This is a genomic window from Cupriavidus nantongensis (assembly GCF_041726985.1).
GTDB classification, from domain to species: domain Bacteria; phylum Pseudomonadota; class Gammaproteobacteria; order Burkholderiales; family Burkholderiaceae; genus Cupriavidus; species Cupriavidus nantongensis_A.
This window is the reverse complement of sequence record NZ_CP168302.1, coordinates 1304026-1323326: the sequence shown is the minus strand read 5'-3', so window position 1 is coordinate 1323326 and position 19301 is coordinate 1304026. Positions and strand designations below refer to the sequence as shown.

Below are 19301 nucleotides of genomic sequence, written 5' to 3'. Positions count from 1 at the left end.
GAGGCTGGGAGTGGTCTACGGTCGTTCGATAATCGCGCAATGTTAAACCGCTCCGGCGCTGCGGGCCAGTACTGGTTTCATGCTGCGATGCGTCATTGGCGGCGCCGGGTCAGCGCTTCTGCCACCTCGAACAGCGCCATGCCCGCGAGCATCGCCGCGACAAAACCCCACGCCTTGGCATAGCCCGCACCCAGGGCAACCAGCGCGGGGCCCGGGCAGAAGCCGGCCAGCCCCCAGCCGATCCCGAAGGCGGCACTGCCCAGCAGCAGGCGCGGCGTGACCGCAGCCAGCGCCGGCCACTGCATTGGCAACCCCAGCAAAGAGCGCTGGCGCCGGCGCGCCAGCGCAAAAGCCACCACGCCGACCCCGATCGCGCCGGCCATGACGAAGGCAAGCGATGGGTCCCACGCTCCCGCGAGGTCGAGAAAGCCCAGCACCTTGGCCGGGTTGGCCATGCCGGAGACGATCAGGCCGATGCCGAACACCAGTCCGGCGAGCAACGCCAACAACGTGCTCATGATTCAGCCTCCCTGCACGTGGCGCTGCACCAGCACCGTCAGGAAGCCGGCCGCCATAAAGGTCACGGTGGCCGCCAGCGAACGCACCGAACCGCGCGAGAGGCCGCACACGCCGTGGCCGCTGGTGCAGCCGCCGGCGTAGCGAGTGCCCACGCCGACCAGCAGCCCGGCCACCAGCACCTCGGTCCAGCCCGCATCGATGTGTGCCACGGACATGGCATCGAACGCGGTGGCCAGCCACGGCGACAGCAGTAGCCCTATGACAAAGGCCGCGCGCCATGCGGTGTCGCCTTGCGGCAGCCGCAGCAGGCCGCCGACGATGCCGCTGATGCCGGCGATGCGGCCCAGGCCAAGGATCATCAGCGCCGCCGCAAGGCCGATGACAAGCCCGCCGGCGAGCGAAAGCCACGGCGTGAAATGCTGGAAGTCGATCTGCATGAAGGGTGCGCGCGGAATCTGGCGCGGAGGCGGCCGCAAGTGCAGCCCAGGGCAGGGATTATAGGCGCGCCATCGTCGGCCACGCGCCCAGAAAAAAGTCGCCGCTGGGGAAGCGGCGACCGGGGAAGGTTGTCATTCAAGAGGGGGTCTTGGTGACAGGGAAAAGTATAGACATTTGAATTAAGACATTACATACAACTTTGGAGGGGTACGGCAGACCGCACATTGCCGCGCCGCGTCAGAACGGTTTGCCCAGGTACAGGTAGAAGCTGAACACGCCGGCCGCCGCGCGGCCATAGGCCAGGTACAGCGGCCCGAGCGGGCTGTCGAGCGCCAGGAACAGCGAGCCGGACTTGAGCAGCCCGGTCGGGCTGCCCGGCACCAGCGGGTCGCCCACGCGGCCCGCCTCCAGCGAGAAACCGGCGTAGACACCTTGCAGCAGGGTTTGCCGCGCCAGCTTGTTGTAGTACACCAGCCGCGCAAACTGCAGGTTGCCGCCCATCAGCTGCCCGGTCGCATAGCCGGACTGCTGCAGGAAGCCGCCCCACTGGAACAGGTCGTAGTTGGGCAGCGGCTTGCCGCCGGGATTGCCGCCGACCTTGAAGCCGAACGACAGCGTATGGTCGCCGAACGAATGGGCATAGATGCCGTCGGCCTGTGCCTTGATATAAGACCGGTCGGCCCCGAGCCCCGGTTGCGAGGCATAGATCCGCACTCCGCCCGCATAGCCGAAGCGCGGGAAGTCCACGCTGTCGAGCTGGTCGAAGAAGAGCCGGCCGGTGATGGCTCCGCGCCGGATACTGCCGGGGCCCGGTGACAGCGCCGCCGGGCCGGTGCTGAGCGTGGCATGCTCGGAGCCCGACTGCACCCCGACGCGCAGCTCGCCGTACTTGGTGAACTGGCTGCCGAGGTCGAGCGCCAGGTCGAAGCGGCGCACGTCGTAGGTGGCAATGCGCGTGCTGCCCTGGAACACATTGACCGGGCGCCGCTCCAGCTCGATGCGCGGCGCGATGAAGAAGAACTGGCGCGTATCCAGCGGCTGGTAGAACTCGCTGCTCAGCGCCGAGGTCTGGCCCACCTGCATGTCGGTGCGCCATTCCGCCCCCAGCGCATTGAGCCAGGTGCGCCGGTAGCTGCCGACCAGGTTGAAGTACGCGTCGCCGCGGAAATCCGAACTCAGGCCCAGCCCGAAACGCAGGTAGTCGGGGCCCCACGATTTTTCCACGGCATTGACTGTCAGCACGCGCCGGCCCGGCTCTTCCAGGATGCCGTAGTTGACGTGCTCGAAGTCGCCGGTGCCGAACAGGCGGCGCATATCCTGGTCCAGCGCGGCCTGGTCGATCGGCTCGCCCGCCCGGGTCTGCATCACCGCGGTGGCATAGTCCGGATTGACGCGATGCAGCGGCGCCAGCAGGATCTCGTCGACGGGGCGGGTGTCGGGCGGCTGCACCGCCTGCTGGGCCGCGCGCAGCTCGGCATACTGCGCCGGCGGCAGCGCCAGCGGCGCGAGCCGGTCGGCGACCTTGCGCGCGGCGGCCTCGCCGATCGGGATGGTGGTCGGCAGGTGGTCGAAGTCGGTCGCGGAGAAGTCGCCCAGCGCGGGCTCGATCAGCACGTCGGTGGGCCGCAGCGAGGCCAGCGACGCGCGTACGTTCTGCTCGGTCAGGATGTTCAGCATCTGGCCGGTCACGCCGATCACCGAGGTCAGCGCCTCGCGCTTCATCAGCGGCGTACCCAGGTTCACGGCGATGACGATATCGGCGCCCATGTTGCGCGCCACGCCGACCGGCAGGTTGTCGGTCAGCCCGCCGTCGACCAGCAGCCGGCCCTCGTATTCCGCCGGGGCTACCGCGCCCGGCACCGACATGCTGGCACGCATCACGTTGGCCAGTTCGCCCTGGCTGAACACCACCGGCGTGCCCGCCACCAGGTCCGTCGCCACTGCGCGGTATGGGATCGGCAAGCGGTCGAAATCGCGGAACCCTGGGGTCCTGGCCAGCTGGCGCAGCACTGTCTCGAGCTGCACGCCAGAGACCGCGCCCTTGGGCAGCAGCACGCCGCTCGCTTGCAAGCCGATCTCCGGGGATAACAGGTTGGTGAAGTCATCCTGCTTGCGCCGCACGGTCAGGTCCTGGCGCGGCGGCCGTTCCTTGAACAGCTTGTCGGTGCTCAGCCCGCTGACCAGCCGCTCCATCTCCGCGGGCCCCATGCCGGTGGCATAGGCGCCGCCGACCAGCGACCCCATGCTGGTGCCGGCGATGCAGTCGACCGGAATGCGCATTGCCTCCAGCACCTTGAGCACGCCGATATGCGCGGCGCCGCGCGCGCCGCCGCCCGACAGCACCAGGCAGATGCGCGGGCGCCCCGCCGCGGCAGGCCGGGCGTGGGCGGGGACTGCGGGAGTCGCGGCGGCGGCATCCTGACCGGGCGCCGGGCGCTCCGCGGCCGTCGCGGCGCCGGCAGCCAGCGCGATGGCGGCGAGCAAGCGCTTAGTGCCGGCGTGGCGCAGGCGTTGGTGTGGGGCTGCCTTCATGGCTCGATCGGGGTCGCAGTCCGCTGCGTGGCCGGTTGCCGGGGCGGGAAGTCCGGCTATCTTCCGGCAAAACGTGGCGCGCAGGCCCTGTGCCGCGCTGTCCGCCAAAACAATTCAACACGCGGCTCGGAAGCGTTCAGATCGGCTGGCGGCACTTCCAGGGGCCGCCGGGCATGGGCAGGCGCACCGGAATATACTGGGGGCTGGTCTGCCATGGCGCCGCGCGCGCGATTTGCAAGTGTCTCAAGTGTCCCCCGTAGTCCCCGCCGCTGGTTCCACGCTTACTCCTGACGATCCCCGCCCGGAGCCGCCGGAGCGGCCCGCCGACGGCGAGTGCTGCGGCTCCGGCTGCGATCCCTGCATCTTCGATTACTACTACCAGGAGATGGACCGCTACCGCGAGGCGCTGCGGGCATGGGAAGCGCGCCAGGCCGCGCGCCATGTCGAGGATCCGGCCGCTTGAGTACACACCTGAGCGTCCCGGCCATGCAGCCATCGCAGCCCTCCCCGGCAGCCGGGGCGGCGCTGTTCGATTTCGTGCAGCGCCACCCGCGCCTGTTCGTGCTGACCGGCGCCGGCATCAGCACCGATTCCGGCATTCCCGGCTACCGCGACGCGCGTGGCCAGTGGCAGCGCTCGCCGCCGATCACGCTGCAGGCCTTTCTCGGCTCGCACGCCGGGCGGCAGCGCTACTGGGCGCGCAGCATGCTCGGCTGGCCGCTGGCGTGGCAGGCGCGGCCCAACGATGCCCACCACGCGCTGGCGCGGCTCGGTGCGCAGGGCCGGATGACGGCGCTGGTCACGCAGAATGTCGACGGCCTGCACCAGCGCGCCGGCAGCCAGGGCGTGATCGAACTGCACGGCAGCCTGGCCAGCGCCATCTGCCTGGACTGCGGCGCCAGCCACGACCGCGCCGGGCTGCAGGACTGGCTGATGTCACGGAATGCCGCGCTGCGTGACGTGATTGCACCGCCCGCCCCCGATGGCGACGTGCATTTCGAATCGCCGCTGTTCGCGCAGTTCCAGGTACCCGAGTGCGGCCATTGCGGCGGCATCCTCAAGCCAGACGTGGTGTTCTTCGGCGAGTCCGTGCCGCGTGCGCGCGTCGACGCGGCACGTGCGGCGCTGGCAGCCGCGGATGCGATGCTGGTGGTGGGATCGTCGCTGATGGTTTATTCGGGCTACCGCTTCTGCGTCTGGGCCGGCCAGATGGGCAAGCCGGTGGCCGCGCTCAACCTGGGCACCACGCGTGCCGACGCCATGCTGGCGCTGAAGGTCGAGGCCAGCTGCGCGCCGGCGCTGCAGGCACTGGTGTCGCGGTTGGAGCAGGCCGCAGCTGGTTGACGCCAGCGCCGCGCGGGCATAGGATCGCCGAACCGCCTGCTTGAAGCGGTTCGATATTTCTTCGGGATTCCCATTTCCACCATGACCGCAGACCGCCAACGCCCCGTCATCGCCGCGCCTCCGGGCCGCGCGTTGCCGTGCCCGCGTCGCGCGCCTGCGTTCACATCTGTCGCGCCGCCGCCGCCGTTCTACGGCGGTGCACACCCGCCGCCGCCGCGCGGCTGACGGGCACGCGCCCCAGCCCTTCTCGTCTCCGGTAATCCCGCCTTCGTGCGCCCGCGCGCACGGCCGCCGCACGCCTGTGCGCGCTGCCGCCGTGCCGTGGCCGCATGTCGACGCGCGTCGCCGGAGTCCGCCAAGCTGACGACAGATGACAAGCCATGACCAACCAAGAAGATTGCGCGGCGCGCTTCGACGCCGCGCGCAACACGCCCACCACGCGCACCACTTCCTCCGCCCTCTGGGCCACACCACTGTTCGTGCTGCTATGGAGCAGCGGCGCCATCGCCGCCCGGCTGGCGCTCGACCATGCCACCCCGTTCGCCCTGCTGACGCTGCGCTTCGCGCTGGTCTGCGCGGTGCTGGGCGCCATCGGCCTGGCGCGCAGGCGCCTGCTGCCGCCGCGCGGCGAGCGGCTGCAAACGGCCGGCACGGGCCTGCTGCTGATCGGCGGCTATGCCGTCTTTTACTTCCTGGCGCTGGACCACGGCATGACGCCCGGCGTGCTGGCCACGGTGCTGGGCGCGCAGCCGATGCTGACGCTGCTGCTGACCGAGCGCCGCGCCAGCGTCGCGCGGCTGGGCGGCCTGGCGCTGGCATTCGCCGGGCTGGCGATGGTCGTCGCCGACAGCCTGCTGCTGGCCCGGCTGTCGCCGGCGGGCGTACTGTGCGCGCTGGCCTCGCTGGCCAGCATGACGGTCGGCGCCATCCTGCAGAAGCGCAGCCCGCGCGCGCCCGCCGAAGTGCTGCCGCTGCAGTACGGCGCAAGCCTGGCGGCCTGCCTGCTGTGCCTGCCGTTCCAGCCCTTCGCCTTCGAAGCCTCGCTGGCGTTCGCCGCACCCCTGTTGTGGCTGGCGCTGGTGATTTCGATCGGCGCGACGCTGCTGTTCTACCGCCTGATCCACGCCGGCAACCTGGTCAACGTAACCAGCCTCTTCTACCTGGTGCCGGCGGGCACCGCGGCGCTGGATTACCTGCTGCTGGGCAACCGCATGGCGCCGCTCGCGCTGGCGGGGACGGGGGCGGTGCTGGCGGGGTTGGGGTTGGTGTTCAAGCGACCCAAGGGCTGATGCCGAGGTAGGGTGGGATGGGAGGGAGTAGGCAGCCCGAAAGCCGAGCCTACCGCTGCTTCACCTCCACCCGCACCTCATCCTTCCCCACCGTAATCGCCCCCGGTTCCACCTCCTTGCCGCCTACGCGCAGCTCTTCCGGCTTGAACGTATAGATCGGGTAATCCTTCAGCAGCTGCTGCGCGACCACGGCGCCGATGGCGTTGAGCTGTTCGCGATAGGGTCCCATGCCGGCGACTTCGACCTGCTGCACGGTGGGGTTGTCGAGCAGCACCGCGCGCCTGCTCGCGTCATAGCGGATGCCGCTGTTCAGCGCAAGCTTGCCGTCGACGGGAGGGGAGGGCAGCAGCGCGTTGGTCAGGCGTGCGTCGACGTGGGTGGTGATGCGGTTGCTGGCTTCATCCAGCACCAGCCGCGGGTGGCTGAGCTGGACGCTGACGACTTCGGCGTAGCGCAGCGTCGCGGGAAAGCGCTTGTCGAGTTCGGTCTGCAGTTCCTGGCGGGTCAGGGAATACTCGCCGGTCCAGATGTTGTAGCCGGCCAGGGCGGGAGCAGAGCCGGCGATGCAGGCGGCGGCAAGCAACAGGAAAGGTTTCAGGCGCATGTGCAGGATGGGGCGCGCCGTGGGACGCCGCCTTGATGGAATCAGCCTGTCAGACCGCGTGGCAGGGGGCAGCGTTCCGTCACATCGGCCAAGGGGCCGGCTCAGTAGTGCGGCGGGATTTCCTGCAGGGGGTCGGCGTCGGCCGCGGTGGTGGCGGCGCTGCGCACCTGCTGGTACAGCGCGCGGAACTGCTCCTGCAGCAGGTCGATCTGCCGCTGCTGGCGCGCCACGGTGCTGTTCAGGGTATCGAGCAGGTCTTCCTGGAAGGCGAGCTTGATTTCGAGTTCGTTGATGCGATCGTCCATGGCTAGTTTCTCCGGCGGGCGGCGCGCATTGTAAACCCATCGCCGGGCTGTGGCCCGAAGCGCGCCGCTGGCCGGGAACCTGCTCCCTGGCTTACTTGGGCGCCGTCAGCAGCATCCACATGATGCCGAAACGGTCGGCCACCATGCCGAACTGTTCGGCAAAGAAGGTCTTGTCGAGCGGCATCAGCACCTGGCCGCCTTCCTTCAGGCCGTTGAAGGCCTTCTCGACCCCGGCCTTGTCGGGAAAGGTAATCGCCAGGCCGAAACCCTGGAATGCGACCTGGTTCGAGCACTGCCCGTCGGAAGCCAGGATGATGCTGTCGCCGACCTGGAATTCCAGGTGCATGACCTTGTCCTGTGCGCCCGCGCCGGGCTGGCAGCCTTCGCCGCCCTTGCCGGCGTCGGGATTGTCGGCAAAGGTCATGCGGGCGTTCACCTTGGCGCCGAGGGTCTGCTTGTAGAACTCGACCGCTTCATCGCAACGGCCTTCGAAAAACAGATAGGGCTGGACTTGCATGACAACTCCTTTGAAGGCGCGGCCTGTGGGGCTGTAGGGGGCCGCGGGGATCTCGGCAAAATGGCGACACGCTTTGTGTACGCCGTCCACAATACCTTAGCAAAGAAACTGGACGGCGTCCACATCGAATGCGCGATGGGCGCGGGAGTGCGGGTGGCGCGGTGCACTAGAATGGCCCGCTAGACCGCCGCCCATCGCCAACCGTTTCGACCGCCGCGGCCCAAATGGAGTTGCCTTGCGTTACGAACTGACCGACCTGCGCCTGTTCCAGGCCATTGCCGATGCGCAAAGCCTGTCGGGCGGCGCGTCGGCCACCCACATCACCGCGTCGGCGGCGAGCTACCGGCTGAAGAACCTCGAGCACGCCATGGGCACGCCGTTGTTCGTGCGCAGCGCGCGCGGCATGGAGCTGACGCCTGCCGGCGAAACCCTGCTGGTCCATGTACGCGAACTGCTGCTGGGGGTTGAGCGCATGCATGGCGAGGTCGGACGCTTCTCTGCCGGGCTGAAGGGCAATATCCGGCTGCTAGCCAACAGCAGCTCGCTCAACGGCTTCATCATTCCCAGCGTGAGCCGCTTCCTGCTGGCCAACCCGGACGTGAACATCGACCTGGAGGAGCGCGCCAGCCAGGCGATCCTGGCCGCGGTGGCGGCGCACGAAGCCGATGTCGGCATCCTGGCGGGAGATTTCCATACCGGCGACGATGCCGCCGGCGTGCGCTCGGTGCACTACGCGCGCGACGAATTGATCCTGGTGATGGCGGCGGACCACCCGCTCGCGCGCGAGCCCGAGGTGCGCTTCGGCGCGGCGCTGGCGTTCGACTTTGTCTGCATGAGCCGCACCAGCAGCAACTTCCTGTTTCTGCGCGAGATGGCGCAGCGTGCCGGCAAGGGTCCAAACGTGCGCCTGCATGCGCACAGCTTCGATGCGGTGCTGTCGCTGGCCGAGGCCGGCGTCGGCGTGGCGCTGGTGCCGCGCAGCGTGGCGGCGCAGGCGCTGCGCGAGGCGCGCGTGGCCGGTGTGCGGCTGGCCGAGCCGTGGGCCTTGCGCGAACTGAACCTGATCGTGCGCGCCGACGGCAAGCTGCCCGGGTTTGCCGAGGCCTTTGCGCAGTTTTTGCTCAACGATCCGCGCGTGGTGGCCACGCGCGAAGGCGGCGCCGTGGCCGCCACGGCGCCGTAGCTTCCTCTCCGCGCTTCAGCGCTTGCGGTTCAGGAAGGTGGCCATGTGCTGCTGCGGCTCGCCGGTGTCGAAGGCGCTGCCGAACTCGGTCACGCTGTTGTTGATCGAGACCTCCAGCGGCGCATCTTCCCACTCGCGCAGCAGGCGTTTCTGCTGGCGCACCGCGACCGGACCAAAGCCCGCCAGCAGCGCGGCCACGCGCTCGACTTCCAGGTCGAGCTCGGCCAGCGGCACCACGCGGCTGACCAGCCCCCACTGCAGCGCTTCGGCGGCGTCGGCGATCTCGCCGGTCAGCAGCATCCACGCGGTGCGCGCATTGCCGATCAGGCGCGGCATCAGCGCGGCATGGATCACCGACGGGATGCCGACCTTCACCTCGGGCATGCCCAGCTGCGCGGTGTCGGCGGCGATGCGCAGGTCGCACGCCAGCGCCAGTTCCAGCCCGCCGCCCAGGCACCAGCCCGGCATGCGCGCGATCACCGGCACCGGCAGGTGGCGCACGGCATCGCACAGGCGGCGCAGGCCGCTGATAAAGGCCTCGGCGCTGGCGCGGTCGAGCGCCGCCATCTCCTTGATGTCGGCGCCGCCGATAAAGCCCTTGTCGCCGGTGCCGCGCAGCACCAGCACGCGCAGCGCGTCCTGGGCGGCCAGCGCTTCGATCGCGCGCGTGAGCGAGGCGATCACGGGTGTGCTCAGGATATTGAGCGAGCCGGCCTCGCGGATGGTGATGGTGGCAATGCCGCGTGCGTCGATCTCGACGCCGGCGTGCGGTTCCTGCTGAAGTGCGCTCATGTCGGTCCTCGTGGCTTACTGGAGCTTGGTGAAGTGGATGGCCTCGACCACCTGCTTCCAGTGCGCGTTCTGCCCACGGACCAGGTCGCCAAAGGCCTTGCGCGAGGTCGGTGCCGGGATCGCGCCCTGTTTCTCGATGGCGGCGACCACCTCCGGCTCGGCCAGCACCTGGCGCACCGCGTCGTTGAGCTGGTCGAGGATGGCGGCGGGCGTGCCGGCCGGCGCGCCCAGGCCGAACCACGACGGGTTGTTCATCGCCGGCAGGCCGGCCTCGGCATAGGTGGGCACATTCGGCAGCACCTTCAGGCGCTGCTTTGCTGCCACCGCCAGCGGCTTGAGGCGGCCGCCCTGGATCAGCCCGGACGACGACGGGATATTGTCGAACACCACCTGGATCTGCCCGGCGACCGCATCGTTGAGCGCCGGGCCCAGGCCCTTGTACGGCACGTGCAGCATGCGCGTGCCGGTGGCGTTCATGAACAGTTCGCCGTTCATGTGGCTGAGGCCGCCGTTGCCGGACGAGCCGAACGAGTACTTGCCGGGATTGGCCTTGAGCTGCTTGATGAACGACGCCAGGTCCGTGGCCGGGAAGGCCGGATTGACCACCAGCACGTTGGGCACGTCGGCCAGGTTGCTGATCGGCGCGAAGTCCTTGACCGGGTCGTAGGCGGTCTTCAGGTAGACGTTGGGGTTGACCGCGTGCGAGCTTTCCACCTCCATCACCAGCGTGTAGCCGTCGGCCGGCTGCTTGGCCGCGTAGGCGCTGCCGACCGCGCCGCCGGCGCCGGGGCGGTTCTCGATCACCACCGGCTGGCCCAGCACCGGGCCCAGGCGGGTGCCGACGATGCGGGCAATGATGTCGGTGGTGCCGCCGGCGGCGTAGGGCACAATCAGCTTGATCGGCCGCTCGGGGTAGGCGGCGTGCGCGCTGCTGGCGATGCCGAGCAAGGCCATGGCAAAAAGGGCGGGTTTCATCGGGTGTCTCCGGGTCAGGGTTATAGATCTCGTGGCAGGGCGGTCAGCGCTGCGGGCTGTGTTCGCCCAGCAAGGGCGGTGGCGGCGGCGGGCCGTCGTGCCCGGCCAGCATCGGGTTGCGCACCATCGGCACGCGGCCCATCACGGGGTGCTCGGCCACCTGCATCAGCCGGCGGTGCCTGACCTGCGGATGGGCGAAGACTTCGTCCATGGTGTGGATCGGGCCCCACGGCACGCCGGCGGCGTCGAAGGCCTCGGTCCAGGCGGCACGGGTGCGGGTGGGGAAGAGTTCGGTCAATTGCGCGCGCAAGGCGTCCAGGTGTTCGATGCGCGCGGAATTGGTGGCGTAGCGCGAATCCTGCGCCAGCGCCGGGCTGCCGGCCACGGCGCAGAAGCGTGCGAACTGGCTGTCGTTGCCGATCGCCAGGATCAGGTGGCCGTCGGCGCAACGGAACACTTCATACGGGGCGCAGTTGGGATGGGCGTTGCCGCTGCGCTGCGGGTTCTGCCCCGACACCAGGTAGTTGGCGGCCTGGTTGGCATTCATCGCCACGGCTACGTCGAGCAGGGCGATGTCCAGGTGCGCGCCCACGCCGGTCGCCTGGCGCTGGTACAGCGCGGCCAGTACCGCGGAGGTGGCATACATGCCGGTGCTGAGGTCGACCACCGCGACGCCGGTGCGCAGCGGGCCGGCGCCGGGCGTGCCGTCGGGCTGGCCGGTGTAGCTCATCAGCCCGCCCATGCCCTGGAACACGTAGTCGTAGCCAGGCTTGTCCGCCATCGGCCCGCTCTGGCCGAAGCCGGTGATCGACAGGTAGACCAGGCGCGGGTTGATCGCCTTGAGCGTGTCGTAGTCCAGCCCGTAGCGGCGCAGCGTGCCGACCTTGTAGTTCTCGACCAGCACGTCGGCTTCGCGCGCCAGCTCGCGCACCTGCGCCGCGCCTTCGGGCGTGCCGTAGTCGATTGCGATCGAACGCTTGCCGCGGTTGCAGCAGATGAAGTAGCCGGACAGGCGCGCATCGCCCTCGGTGCCGGCCGGTGCGTCGAGGTAGGGCGGCCCCCAACCGCGGGTATCGTCGCCGCGTTCGGGGTGTTCGACCTTGGTCACTTCGGCGCCCAGGTCGGCCAGGTTCTGGGTACACCAGGGACCGGCCAGGATGCGCGACAAATCCAGGACCCGGACGCCTTCCAGGGCGCGATGCAGCATGACGACTCCGCTTTCCGATGACAGTGCGGCGCAGTATAGGGAGGGGTATCGGAGCGAGCCAGTCGATAGTTTTGAAAGGCGCGTTCGCCGGATTTGAACGGTACGGCGGCGCTGCGGCATCGAGGCGTCCGGCGCGCGTGCGGGTGGCGCCGGCGCCCCGGCCCGACCCCGCGTTTGGCGCGTGGGCGCTGCCGTGTCACAATTCGCGTTTGGCACTGACTCGGCACGTGACTCGGCCGGCCGCGTCGCCGTGCTTCCCGCCGCCCCCCGGCCGCTTTCGGCCGACGCAGTGGAAGCCCGTCCAAGAGCCGACAAATTCACATTGATCTCTGGCGATGACTACCATCCTGCAGCACATTCCTACCGGCCAGCGCGTCGGTATCGCCTTCTCCGGCGGCCTTGACACCAGCGCGGCACTCCTCTGGATGCGCCAGAAGGGCGCCGTCCCCTACGCCTACACCGCCAACCTGGGCCAGCCCGACGAGCCCGACTACGACGACATCCCGCGCCGCGCCAAGGCATACGGCGCCGAGGAAGCCCGCCTGGTCGACTGCCGCGCGCAGCTGGTGGCCGAGGGCATCGCCGCGCTGCAGTGCGGTGCCTTCCATATCTCCACTGCCGGCATCACCTACTTCAACACCACCCCGATCGGCCGCGCCGTCACCGGCACCATGCTGGTCGCCGCGATGAAGGAAGACGGCGTCAACATCTGGGGCGACGGCAGCACCTTCAAGGGCAACGACATCGAGCGCTTCTACCGCTACGGCCTGCTGACCAACCCGGGCCTGCAGATCTACAAGCCGTGGCTGGACCAGCAGTTCATCGACGAACTGGGCGGCCGCGCCGAGATGTCCGAGTTCATGCGCCAGAACGGCTTCGACTACAAGATGTCGGCCGAGAAGGCGTACTCGACCGACTCCAACATGCTGGGGGCGACCCACGAGGCCAAGGACCTGGAGCACCTGGATTCGGGCATCCGCATCGTGCAGCCGATCATGGGCGTGCAGTTCTGGCGCGACGACGTCGAAGTCAAGCGCGAGGAAGTCACGGTGCGCTTCGAGGAAGGCCAGCCGGTGGCGCTGAACGGCCAGACCTTCGCCAATGCTGTCGACCTGTTCATGGAAGCCAACCGCATCGGCGGCCGCCATGGCCTGGGCATGAGCGACCAGATCGAGAACCGCATCATCGAGGCCAAGAGCCGCGGCATCTATGAAGCCCCGGGCCTGGCGCTGCTGTTCATCGCCTACGAGCGCCTGATCACCGGTATCCACAACGAAGACACCATCGAGCAGTACCGCGACAACGGCCGCCGCCTGGGCCGTCTGCTGTACCAGGGCCGCTGGTTCGACCCGCAGGCCATCATGCTGCGCGAAACCGCCCAGCGCTGGGTCGCCGGCGCCATCACCGGCGAGGTCACCATCGAGCTGCGCCGCGGCAACGACTACTCGATCCTGAACACCACTTCGCCCAACCTGACCTACAAGCCCGAACGGCTGACCATGGAGAAGGGCGAGTCGATGTTCACGCCGCTGGACCGCATCGGCCAGCTGACCATGCGCACGCTGGATATCGTCGATACGCGCGAGAAGCTGCAGACGTATGCCAAGACCGGCCTGCTGTCGACGCAGGTCAGCGCTTCGCTGCCGAAGCTGGAAGACTGAGCGTCGCGATTCTCCGCCTGACGGCGGGGCCGCCAGAAACCGGCACCTCAGGGTGCCGGTTTTTTTGTCTCCGCGTTTTCCCGACCTGTCCCATAATGTCAAGCGAACGTCCCGGAATATCAAACCGCGTGGTGCCGATCGCCTGATACTGGCTGCGCTCGTCCGCCACTTAGCGCGGGCACTGAACGCACGGCGGCGCCAAGCCCGCCGGCCGGTTTCCGGAGACGCCCGATGCCCAGATCCCGCCTTGCCCTTGCCGCCGCCGCATCCGCCGCGTCGACTCCCGCTGCGCCCGCGGCTGCCGGATCGCGCTATGCGTGGCTGGTGTTTGCGCTGACCTTTGCGCTGCTGCTGTCGGACTACATGTCGCGCCAGGTGCTCAATGCCGTGTTCCCGCTGCTGAAGGCCGAATGGCAGCTCGGGGATACCGAGTTGGGAGCGCTCGGCGGGGTGGTGGCGCTGATGGTGGGCGTGCTGGCGGTTCCGCTGTCGCTGCTGGCCGACCGCTGGGGCCGGGTGCGCAGCCTGGTGCTGATGGCGGCGCTGTGGAGCCTGGCCACGCTGGGCTGCGCGCTGGCGGGCAGTTTCGGCCAGATGTTCCTGGCGCGGCTGTGCGTCGGCATCGGCGAGGCCGCGTACGGCAGCGTGGGGATCGCGGTGGTTGTGTCGGTGTTCCCGCGCCATCTGCGCGCCAGCCTGAGCGCCGCGTTTATCGCCGGCGGCGCGTTCGGCTCGGTGCTGGGCATGGGGCTGGGCGGCATCCTGTCCGCGCATTTCGGCTGGCGCATGGCCTTTGCCGGCATGGCCGCGTTCGGGCTGGCGATGGTGGCCTGCTACGCGCTGACAATCAGCGAGCGGCGCTTGCGCGGGCTGCAGCAGCGCGTTGGCGCCGCCAACGACGACGGTGGCAGCGACGCGGCCACGGCGCGCGAGCTGGCGCCGCGCCGGATCGTGCGCGAGCTGCTGACGCTGCCTTCGATGCTGTGCGCCTGCGCCGGCAGCGCCTTGCAATTGCTGGTGATGGCCGCGCTGCTGGCGTGGCTGCCGAGCTTCCTGGCGCGTGAGTACGGCATGGCCACCGGCCGTGCCGGCGTGGTGGCGGCGCTGCTGGTGCTGGTGGCCGGCGCCGGCATGGTGGTCTGCGGCGCGCTGACCGACCGCGTGGCGCGGCGCGCGCCCGGGCGCAAATGGCAGATGGCCATCGCCTACAGCCTGGCCTGCTGCGTGTTGCTGATGACGGCGTTCCGACTGCCCGCCGGCACGGTCCAACTGGTGCTGATCGGGGCGGGCATGCTGGTGGTGGGCGGCTGCGCCGGCCCGGCCAGCGCGATGGTGGCCAACCTGACGCGGCCCGCCATTCACGCCACCGCGTTTGCCACGCTGACGCTGATCAACAACCTGCTGGGCCTGGCGCCGGGTCCGTTCCTGACCGGCGTGCTGGCCGACCGCATCGGCCTGACCGGCGCGCTGCAATGGATTCCGCTGGCCGGCGCCGCCGCCACGCTGCTGTTCTGCATCGGCCGTCGGCACTATGCCGCGGACCTGCGGCGCCTGGATGGCCAACCCGTGCCCCACGCAGTTCCTGCCTGACCCTTTCCCGATCCCACCATGACTGCTACCCCCTCACCCACCATCCTGATGGTGCCGGGCCTGCGCGACCACGTCGCCGAGCACTGGCAGACCCTGCTGCAAGCCGAACTTCTGGCCCAGGGGCATGACGCCCGCTGCGTGCCACCGCTGGAGCACGACAAGCTCAGCCGCGCCGCCCGTGTCGCCGCGCTCGAGGCGGCGCTGGCGGACATCGACGGGCCGGTGGTGCTGGTCGCGCACAGCGCCGGCGTGATGATCACCGTGCATTGGGCGGCGCTGCACCGCCGCCCCATCCGCGGCGCGCTGCTGGTGACGCCGCCGGATTTTACGCAGCCGCTGCCGCCCGGCTATCCGGCGCAGCAAGCGCTGGCGCAAGCCGGCTGGCTGCCGACGCCGCTGGCGCCGTTGCCGTTCCCCAGCCTTGTGGCGGCCAGCCGCAACGATCCGCTGGCCAGCCATGCGCGCGTCACTGAAATGGCCGCCGCGTGGGGCAGCCGGCTGGTGGACCTGGGCAACGTCGGCCACCTCAACCCGGCCGCCGGCTACGGCCCCTGGCCGCGCGCCCATGCATTGCTGGCGGAGCTGGAGACGCTGGTCGCGCGGCAGGCGTGAGCGCGCCGCAGCGCGCGCCATAACAAGAGCATCCGGCCGCCAGGGCCGGGCCAACAAGGAGGAGACCAATGAAAAACCGAAACGCCGTCATGGCGCTGATGCTGGGGTGCCCGCTGGCGGCCGCCGCGCAATCGTCGGTCACGCTGTATGGCGTGGCCGACATCAACGTCGAATACGTGAACCGCGTTGGTGCTGTGCCGGTCGCGGCGAACGGCTTCAACCCGGGGGCGGGCGACAAGGTGTTCCGCATGGCCTCGGGGGGCCTGTCCGGCTCGCGCTGGGGCCTGCGCGGCATGGAGGACCTGGGCGCCGGATGGCAGGCATCGTTCGTGCTGGAAAGCGGTTTCGGCGTGGACAACGGCGCGCTGCAGCAAGGCGGGCGCCTGTTCGGTCGCCAGGCCTTTGTTGCCGTGCGGCACGCCGGCATCGGCCAGCTCAGCCTGGGCCGCCAGTACACGTCGATCTTCGAAGCCCTGGCAAATTTCTCGCCCACGGCCTACGCCACGCAATACGAGCCGGTGGTACTGCAGGCCGGCGCCAATTTCCGCGAGGACAACACCGTCAAGTATACCGGCCAGTTCGGCCCGCTGACCGCGCGCGCGCACTGGTCGTTCGGCGTCGGGCTGGCGCTGCCGCAGACGGTCGGCATCGCCACGCCGATCGGGGGCAGTGGCGAAGTGCCCGGACAGTTCCGCCGCGACACCGCCTATGGCGCCTCGCTCGCGTATGCCGCCGGACCCTTCGGCGCCACCGTGGGCTATGACCAGTGGAACCCGACCATCGGCACCGGCAGTGGCACCGCGCGCAAGGCCGTGGTGGCAGCGAGCTACACCTTCGGCCCGGCCAAGGTCATGGGCGGCTATCGCTGGGGCCAGAACAAGAACGCCGCCGACGTGGTGATCCAGCGCGATGACTACTACTGGATCGGCGCCAACTACCAGGTCAGCCCGGCGGTGGGGCTGACGCTGGAATACAACTACGACAACGTCAGGAGCCTGTTCGGCGATACGCACGTGGCCAATCCGTGGCAGATCGCCTTTGTCGCCAATTATGCGTTTTCGCGGCGCACCGACGTGTACCTGTCCACCGCCTACGCGCGCAATGCCGGGCTGATGCTGGAATCGCTGGCCACGGTCTATGCCAACAGCCTGTCGCTGGGCAACAGCTATGCCGCGGCCAACGGGCAACGCAGCATGGTTGGCGTGGCGCTGGGGATCCGGCACAAGTTTTGATCGGGGCCTTGCTGCCAGCCAGGGCTCGTTATGGCCGCCGCGCCGTAGATGCGCGTGCGGCGTCTTTTTACTGATCCTGCCGCCCGCGCCATGCCGACACGCTGCGCCCGAAACGCCCGCTGAACCAGCGCGAGAACGCGCTCAGCGACGAAAACCCCAGCAGCGCGGCCACTTCCGACAGCGGCCGCTCGCGGTTTTCCAGGTAGCGGATCACCAGGTCGGCGCGGGCCTCGGCGAGGATGTCGGAGTAGGTGGTATGCGCCTGTTCCAGGCGCCGGTGCACGGTGCGGCGGTCGACGCTGAGATGCTGGGCCACGCGCTCTACCGAGCACAGCCCGGTCGGCAGCAGCGCGTACACCAGCTTGCGCACCATGTCCGGCATGGTGGCCGCGGTCGACTGCGCCAGCAGCGTGCCGAGATATTGCTTCACCTGCTGCGCCATCACCGGGTCGTACGACGGCAACGGCGCTTCCAGGTCCGCGGCCTGGCAGACGATGCCGTCGAAATCCTGGTTGAAGGAGCCGGCCATGCCGAATACGCGCGCGTAAGTCGCCGTGCTGGCCGGCGCCGGATGCGTGAAGCAGATGCTGCGCGGGCGCCACGATGGCCCCAGGAACAGCTTCAGCATGCGGAACATCACGCCTACCGCCAGGTCGGTGGCCTGGCGCAAGGTGCCCGGCGCTTCGCTGAGCACCTGCAGCCGGATCATCACCAGGTCATCGCTGTCTTCGACCCGCATCGACAGCGATTCGTTCTGCAGGCCCATGTAGCGCACCATCGATTCCAGCGCACGGCGCAGCGTCGGCTCCTCGCGCACCACGAAGGCCAGCGGGCCCAGGTTGGAGAACTCGCGCAGCTCGGCCATGCGCAGGCCGAAATCCTCGGCCCCGGCGGCGCGCGCCGACGCGTCCAGCAGGCGCCCCACCGCCGCCGCCGGAATGCGGATATCGGGGTCGAGCAGCACTGAGCGGTTGATCTTCGCGGCCCTGAGCTGCTGGTACGGATCCAGCCCCAGCGCACGCGCGACTTCGACGTAGTTGGTCAGGCTGGCACTGCGCAGGTAGTAGGACATGACAGCGGCTTTCCGGGCTTTCCCTGAGTGTCCCGAAATGTAAATCGGTTGTCCCGGATCGTCAAATCGCGACGGTTCGTTGATCGATACTCCAGTCACCAACCAACCGGAGCGATCTATGCAATTCCTCGACGATTCCCTGCACCCCGAGAACATGGACAAGGTGGTGATCACCGTGGCGCCGTATGGCCCCGAGTGGATGCCGCAGGACTTCCCCGAGGACATCCCGGTGACCATGGAGGAACAGGTGCAGAAGGCGGTCGATTGCTACAACGCCGGCGCCACCGTGCTGCACCTGCACGTGCGCGAACTCGACGGCAAGGGCTCCAAGCGCCTGTCCAAGTTCAACGAGCTGATCGCCGGCGTGCGCGCCGCGGTGCCGGACATGATCATCCAGGTCGGCGGCTCGATTTCGTTCGCGCCGGAAGACGACGGCCAGGAGGCCAAGTGGCTGTCCGACGACACCCGCCACATGCTGGCGGAGCTGCAGCCAAAGCCGGACCAGGTCACCGTGGCCATCAACACCACGCAGATGAACATCATGGAGCTGCTCTATCCCGAGTACCTGAAGGGGACCTCGCTGGAGCACCCGGCCTACCAGGCCGCCTATCGCGAGATGACCGTGCCGGCCGGCCCGGGCTGGGTCGAAGAGCACCTGCGCCGGCTGCAGGCTTCTGGCATCCAGCCGCACTTCCAGCTGACCGGCATGCATGCGCTGGAAACGCTGGAGCGGCTGGTGCGCGCGGGCGTCTACACCGGTCCGCTGAACCTGACCTGGATCGGCATCGGCGGCGGCTTTGACGGTCCCAACCCGTTCAACTTCTTCAACTTCGTGCACCGCGCCCCCGACGGCTGCACGTTGACCGCCGAGTCGCTGCTGAAGAATGTGCTGCCGTTCAACATGATGGCGATGGCGATGGGCCTGCATCCGCGCTGCGGCATCGAGGACACCATCATCGACCAGCACGGCAACCGCATGACCTCGGTGCAGCAGATCGAGCAATGCGTGCGCGTGGCGCGCGAGCTGGGCCGCGAGATCGCCTCGGGCAAGGAGGCGCGCGAGATCTACCGCATCGGCACCTGGTACGACAGTGCCGAGGCCACGCTGCAGGCCAACGGCATGGCCCCCAACCGCAAGTCGGGCCAGAAGAATCTGCCGCTGCGCGCCGCGGCCTGACGGCAGTGGTCGGGGCCGGTGCACCGCCGGCCCCGCAAGGCATGACAGGAGTCCGCCATGCATCACCCCGACGCGCTTGCCAATCCCTGCATCAACATCTGCCGGATGGATCTTGCCAACCGCTATTGCCAGGGTTGTGGCCGGACCCGGCTTGAAATCGGCCGCTGGCTGCACCTGAGCGAGGCTGAACGCGCGCAGGTCCTGGCCGAGGTGCCGGCACGCCGGGCCGGCAGCCGCCATACTAGATAACGG

20 protein-coding genes are annotated in these 19301 nt (G+C 69.0%); 10 read left to right on the top strand and 10 right to left on the bottom strand.

The genetic code is table 11. The features are described from left to right. Positions 1-92: 92 nt before the first annotated feature. The 3 genes from ACEI37_RS05730 to ACEI37_RS05720 all read right to left on the bottom strand — a co-directional run bounded on the left by ACEI37_RS05730 (position 93) and on the right by ACEI37_RS05720 (position 3489). Positions 93-518 (bottom strand): DUF6691 family protein, encoded by a 426-nt coding sequence (locus ACEI37_RS05730; RefSeq protein ID WP_373375827.1) that lies wholly within the window; start codon positions 516-518, stop codon positions 93-95. A 3-nt stretch (positions 519-521) separates the two neighbouring features. Continuing rightward, positions 522-956 carry a YeeE/YedE family protein gene (locus tag ACEI37_RS05725; RefSeq protein ID WP_373375826.1) on the bottom strand — a complete coding sequence of 145 codons (435 nt, stop codon included), beginning with the start codon at positions 954-956 and terminating at the stop codon, positions 522-524. Between the two features lie 238 nt (positions 957-1194). Further along, positions 1195-3489 (bottom strand): patatin-like phospholipase family protein, encoded by a 2295-nt coding sequence (locus ACEI37_RS05720; protein ID WP_373375825.1) that lies wholly within the window; start codon positions 3487-3489, stop codon positions 1195-1197. Between the two features lie 238 nt (positions 3490-3727). Here ACEI37_RS05720 and ACEI37_RS05715 point away from each other — a divergent pair, with 238 nt between their 5' ends. The 3 genes from ACEI37_RS05715 to ACEI37_RS05705 all read left to right on the top strand — a co-directional run bounded on the left by ACEI37_RS05715 (position 3728) and on the right by ACEI37_RS05705 (position 6122). Then, complete coding sequence (locus ACEI37_RS05715) at positions 3728-3952, top strand: oxidoreductase-like domain-containing protein (protein ID WP_373375824.1); 225 nt, start codon at positions 3728-3730, stop codon at positions 3950-3952. 23 nt (positions 3953-3975) lie between these two features. Continuing rightward, on the top strand, positions 3976-4833 hold the full coding sequence (locus ACEI37_RS05710; RefSeq protein WP_373377720.1) for an NAD-dependent protein deacetylase: 858 nt from the start codon (positions 3976-3978) through the stop codon (positions 4831-4833). A gap of 380 nt (positions 4834-5213) precedes the next feature. After that, on the top strand, positions 5214-6122 hold the full coding sequence (locus tag ACEI37_RS05705) for a DMT family transporter (RefSeq protein ID WP_373375823.1): 909 nt from the start codon (positions 5214-5216) through the stop codon (positions 6120-6122). A gap of 49 nt (positions 6123-6171) precedes the next feature. Here ACEI37_RS05705 and ACEI37_RS05700 read toward each other — a convergent pair whose 3' ends face one another. The 3 genes from ACEI37_RS05700 to ACEI37_RS05690 all read right to left on the bottom strand — a co-directional run bounded on the left by ACEI37_RS05700 (position 6172) and on the right by ACEI37_RS05690 (position 7548). After that, a complete protein-coding gene (locus tag ACEI37_RS05700; protein ID WP_373375822.1) occupies positions 6172-6726 on the bottom strand; it encodes a DUF1439 domain-containing protein in 555 nt (184 codons plus the stop codon). Positions 6727-6827: 101 nt separating this feature from the next. Then, positions 6828-7031, bottom strand: a complete 204-nt coding sequence (locus ACEI37_RS05695; RefSeq protein ID WP_373375821.1) for a SlyX family protein — start codon at positions 7029-7031, stop codon at positions 6828-6830. Between the two features lie 91 nt (positions 7032-7122). After that, entirely contained in the window at positions 7123-7548 is a 426-nt protein-coding gene (locus tag ACEI37_RS05690; protein ID WP_111520773.1) for a VOC family protein, read from the bottom strand. Between the two features lie 235 nt (positions 7549-7783). Between ACEI37_RS05690 and ACEI37_RS05685 the strand changes: the two genes are divergently transcribed. Further along, positions 7784-8731 carry a LysR family transcriptional regulator gene (locus ACEI37_RS05685; protein WP_373375820.1) on the top strand — a complete coding sequence of 316 codons (948 nt, stop codon included), beginning with the start codon at positions 7784-7786 and terminating at the stop codon, positions 8729-8731. Between the two features lie 15 nt (positions 8732-8746). On the opposite strand, the gene ACEI37_RS05680 is transcribed toward ACEI37_RS05685, so the two are convergent. Genes ACEI37_RS05680 through ACEI37_RS05670 form a run of 3 tightly spaced genes read right to left on the bottom strand, consistent with a single transcriptional unit; the run spans position 8747 to position 11705 of the window. Then, entirely contained in the window at positions 8747-9523 is a 777-nt protein-coding gene (locus ACEI37_RS05680; protein WP_373375819.1) for an enoyl-CoA hydratase, read from the bottom strand. Between the two features lie 15 nt (positions 9524-9538). Continuing rightward, positions 9539-10498 (bottom strand): Bug family tripartite tricarboxylate transporter substrate binding protein, encoded by a 960-nt coding sequence (locus ACEI37_RS05675; RefSeq protein ID WP_373375818.1) that lies wholly within the window; start codon positions 10496-10498, stop codon positions 9539-9541. A 43-nt stretch (positions 10499-10541) separates the two neighbouring features. Next, complete coding sequence (locus ACEI37_RS05670; RefSeq protein WP_373375817.1) at positions 10542-11705, bottom strand: CaiB/BaiF CoA transferase family protein; 1164 nt, start codon at positions 11703-11705, stop codon at positions 10542-10544. 335 nt (positions 11706-12040) lie between these two features. Here ACEI37_RS05670 and argG point away from each other — a divergent pair, with 335 nt between their 5' ends. The 4 genes from argG (at position 12041) to ACEI37_RS05650 (ending at position 16800) form a co-directional block, all read left to right on the top strand. Further along, complete coding sequence (gene argG / locus ACEI37_RS05665; RefSeq protein ID WP_012357049.1) at positions 12041-13366, top strand: argininosuccinate synthase; 1326 nt, start codon at positions 12041-12043, stop codon at positions 13364-13366. Between the two features lie 231 nt (positions 13367-13597). Then, on the top strand, positions 13598-14956 hold the full coding sequence (locus ACEI37_RS05660) for an MFS transporter (protein ID WP_373375816.1): 1359 nt from the start codon (positions 13598-13600) through the stop codon (positions 14954-14956). An 18-nt stretch (positions 14957-14974) separates the two neighbouring features. Then, complete coding sequence (locus ACEI37_RS05655) at positions 14975-15568, top strand: RBBP9/YdeN family alpha/beta hydrolase (RefSeq protein ID WP_373375815.1); 594 nt, start codon at positions 14975-14977, stop codon at positions 15566-15568. A 68-nt stretch (positions 15569-15636) separates the two neighbouring features. Continuing rightward, positions 15637-16800: a porin gene (locus ACEI37_RS05650; protein ID WP_373375814.1), complete on the top strand. Its 1164-nt coding sequence runs from the start codon at positions 15637-15639 to the stop codon at positions 16798-16800. Between the two features lie 67 nt (positions 16801-16867). Here the strand turns inward: ACEI37_RS05650 and ACEI37_RS05645 are convergent, their stop codons facing one another. Further along, the gene (locus ACEI37_RS05645) at positions 16868-17872 is read right to left on the bottom strand and encodes an AraC family transcriptional regulator (RefSeq protein ID WP_373375813.1); all 1005 of its coding nucleotides are present in this window, start codon (positions 17870-17872) and stop codon (positions 16868-16870) included. A 118-nt stretch (positions 17873-17990) separates the two neighbouring features. Here ACEI37_RS05645 and ACEI37_RS05640 point away from each other — a divergent pair, with 118 nt between their 5' ends. Then, the gene (locus tag ACEI37_RS05640) at positions 17991-19049 is read left to right on the top strand and encodes a 3-keto-5-aminohexanoate cleavage protein (RefSeq protein ID WP_373375812.1); all 1059 of its coding nucleotides are present in this window, start codon (positions 17991-17993) and stop codon (positions 19047-19049) included. A 57-nt stretch (positions 19050-19106) separates the two neighbouring features. Further along, positions 19107-19298: a DUF1289 domain-containing protein gene (locus tag ACEI37_RS05635; protein WP_373375811.1), complete on the top strand. Its 192-nt coding sequence runs from the start codon at positions 19107-19109 to the stop codon at positions 19296-19298. The last annotated feature ends 3 nt before the right edge of the window (positions 19299-19301 follow it).

Coding starts and splice junctions, on each gene's coding strand:
- ACEI37_RS05730 (WP_373375827.1), bottom strand. CDS start 518: ATGAGCACGTTGTTGGCGTTGCTCGCCGGACTGGTGTTCGGCATCGGC.
- ACEI37_RS05725 (WP_373375826.1), bottom strand. CDS start 956: ATGCAGATCGACTTCCAGCATTTCACGCCGTGGCTTTCGCTCGCCGGC.
- ACEI37_RS05720 (WP_373375825.1), bottom strand. CDS start 3,489: ATGAAGGCAGCCCCACACCAACGCCTGCGCCACGCCGGCACTAAGCGC.
- ACEI37_RS05710 (WP_373377720.1), top strand. CDS start 3,976: ATGCAGCCATCGCAGCCCTCCCCGGCAGCCGGGGCGGCGCTGTTCGAT.
- ACEI37_RS05705 (WP_373375823.1), top strand. CDS start 5,214: ATGACCAACCAAGAAGATTGCGCGGCGCGCTTCGACGCCGCGCGCAAC.
- ACEI37_RS05700 (WP_373375822.1), bottom strand. CDS start 6,726: ATGCGCCTGAAACCTTTCCTGTTGCTTGCCGCCGCCTGCATCGCCGGC.
- ACEI37_RS05695 (WP_373375821.1), bottom strand. CDS start 7,031: ATGGACGATCGCATCAACGAACTCGAAATCAAGCTCGCCTTCCAGGAA.
- ACEI37_RS05690 (WP_111520773.1), bottom strand. CDS start 7,548: ATGCAAGTCCAGCCCTATCTGTTTTTCGAAGGCCGTTGCGATGAAGCG.
- ACEI37_RS05680 (WP_373375819.1), bottom strand. CDS start 9,523: ATGAGCGCACTTCAGCAGGAACCGCACGCCGGCGTCGAGATCGACGCA.
- ACEI37_RS05675 (WP_373375818.1), bottom strand. CDS start 10,498: ATGAAACCCGCCCTTTTTGCCATGGCCTTGCTCGGCATCGCCAGCAGC.
- ACEI37_RS05670 (WP_373375817.1), bottom strand. CDS start 11,705: ATGCTGCATCGCGCCCTGGAAGGCGTCCGGGTCCTGGATTTGTCGCGC.
- argG (WP_012357049.1), top strand. CDS start 12,041: ATGACTACCATCCTGCAGCACATTCCTACCGGCCAGCGCGTCGGTATC.
- ACEI37_RS05660 (WP_373375816.1), top strand. CDS start 13,598: ATGCCCAGATCCCGCCTTGCCCTTGCCGCCGCCGCATCCGCCGCGTCG.
- ACEI37_RS05655 (WP_373375815.1), top strand. CDS start 14,975: ATGACTGCTACCCCCTCACCCACCATCCTGATGGTGCCGGGCCTGCGC.
- ACEI37_RS05650 (WP_373375814.1), top strand. CDS start 15,637: ATGAAAAACCGAAACGCCGTCATGGCGCTGATGCTGGGGTGCCCGCTG.
- ACEI37_RS05645 (WP_373375813.1), bottom strand. CDS start 17,872: ATGTCCTACTACCTGCGCAGTGCCAGCCTGACCAACTACGTCGAAGTC.
- ACEI37_RS05640 (WP_373375812.1), top strand. CDS start 17,991: ATGCAATTCCTCGACGATTCCCTGCACCCCGAGAACATGGACAAGGTG.
- ACEI37_RS05635 (WP_373375811.1), top strand. CDS start 19,107: ATGCATCACCCCGACGCGCTTGCCAATCCCTGCATCAACATCTGCCGG.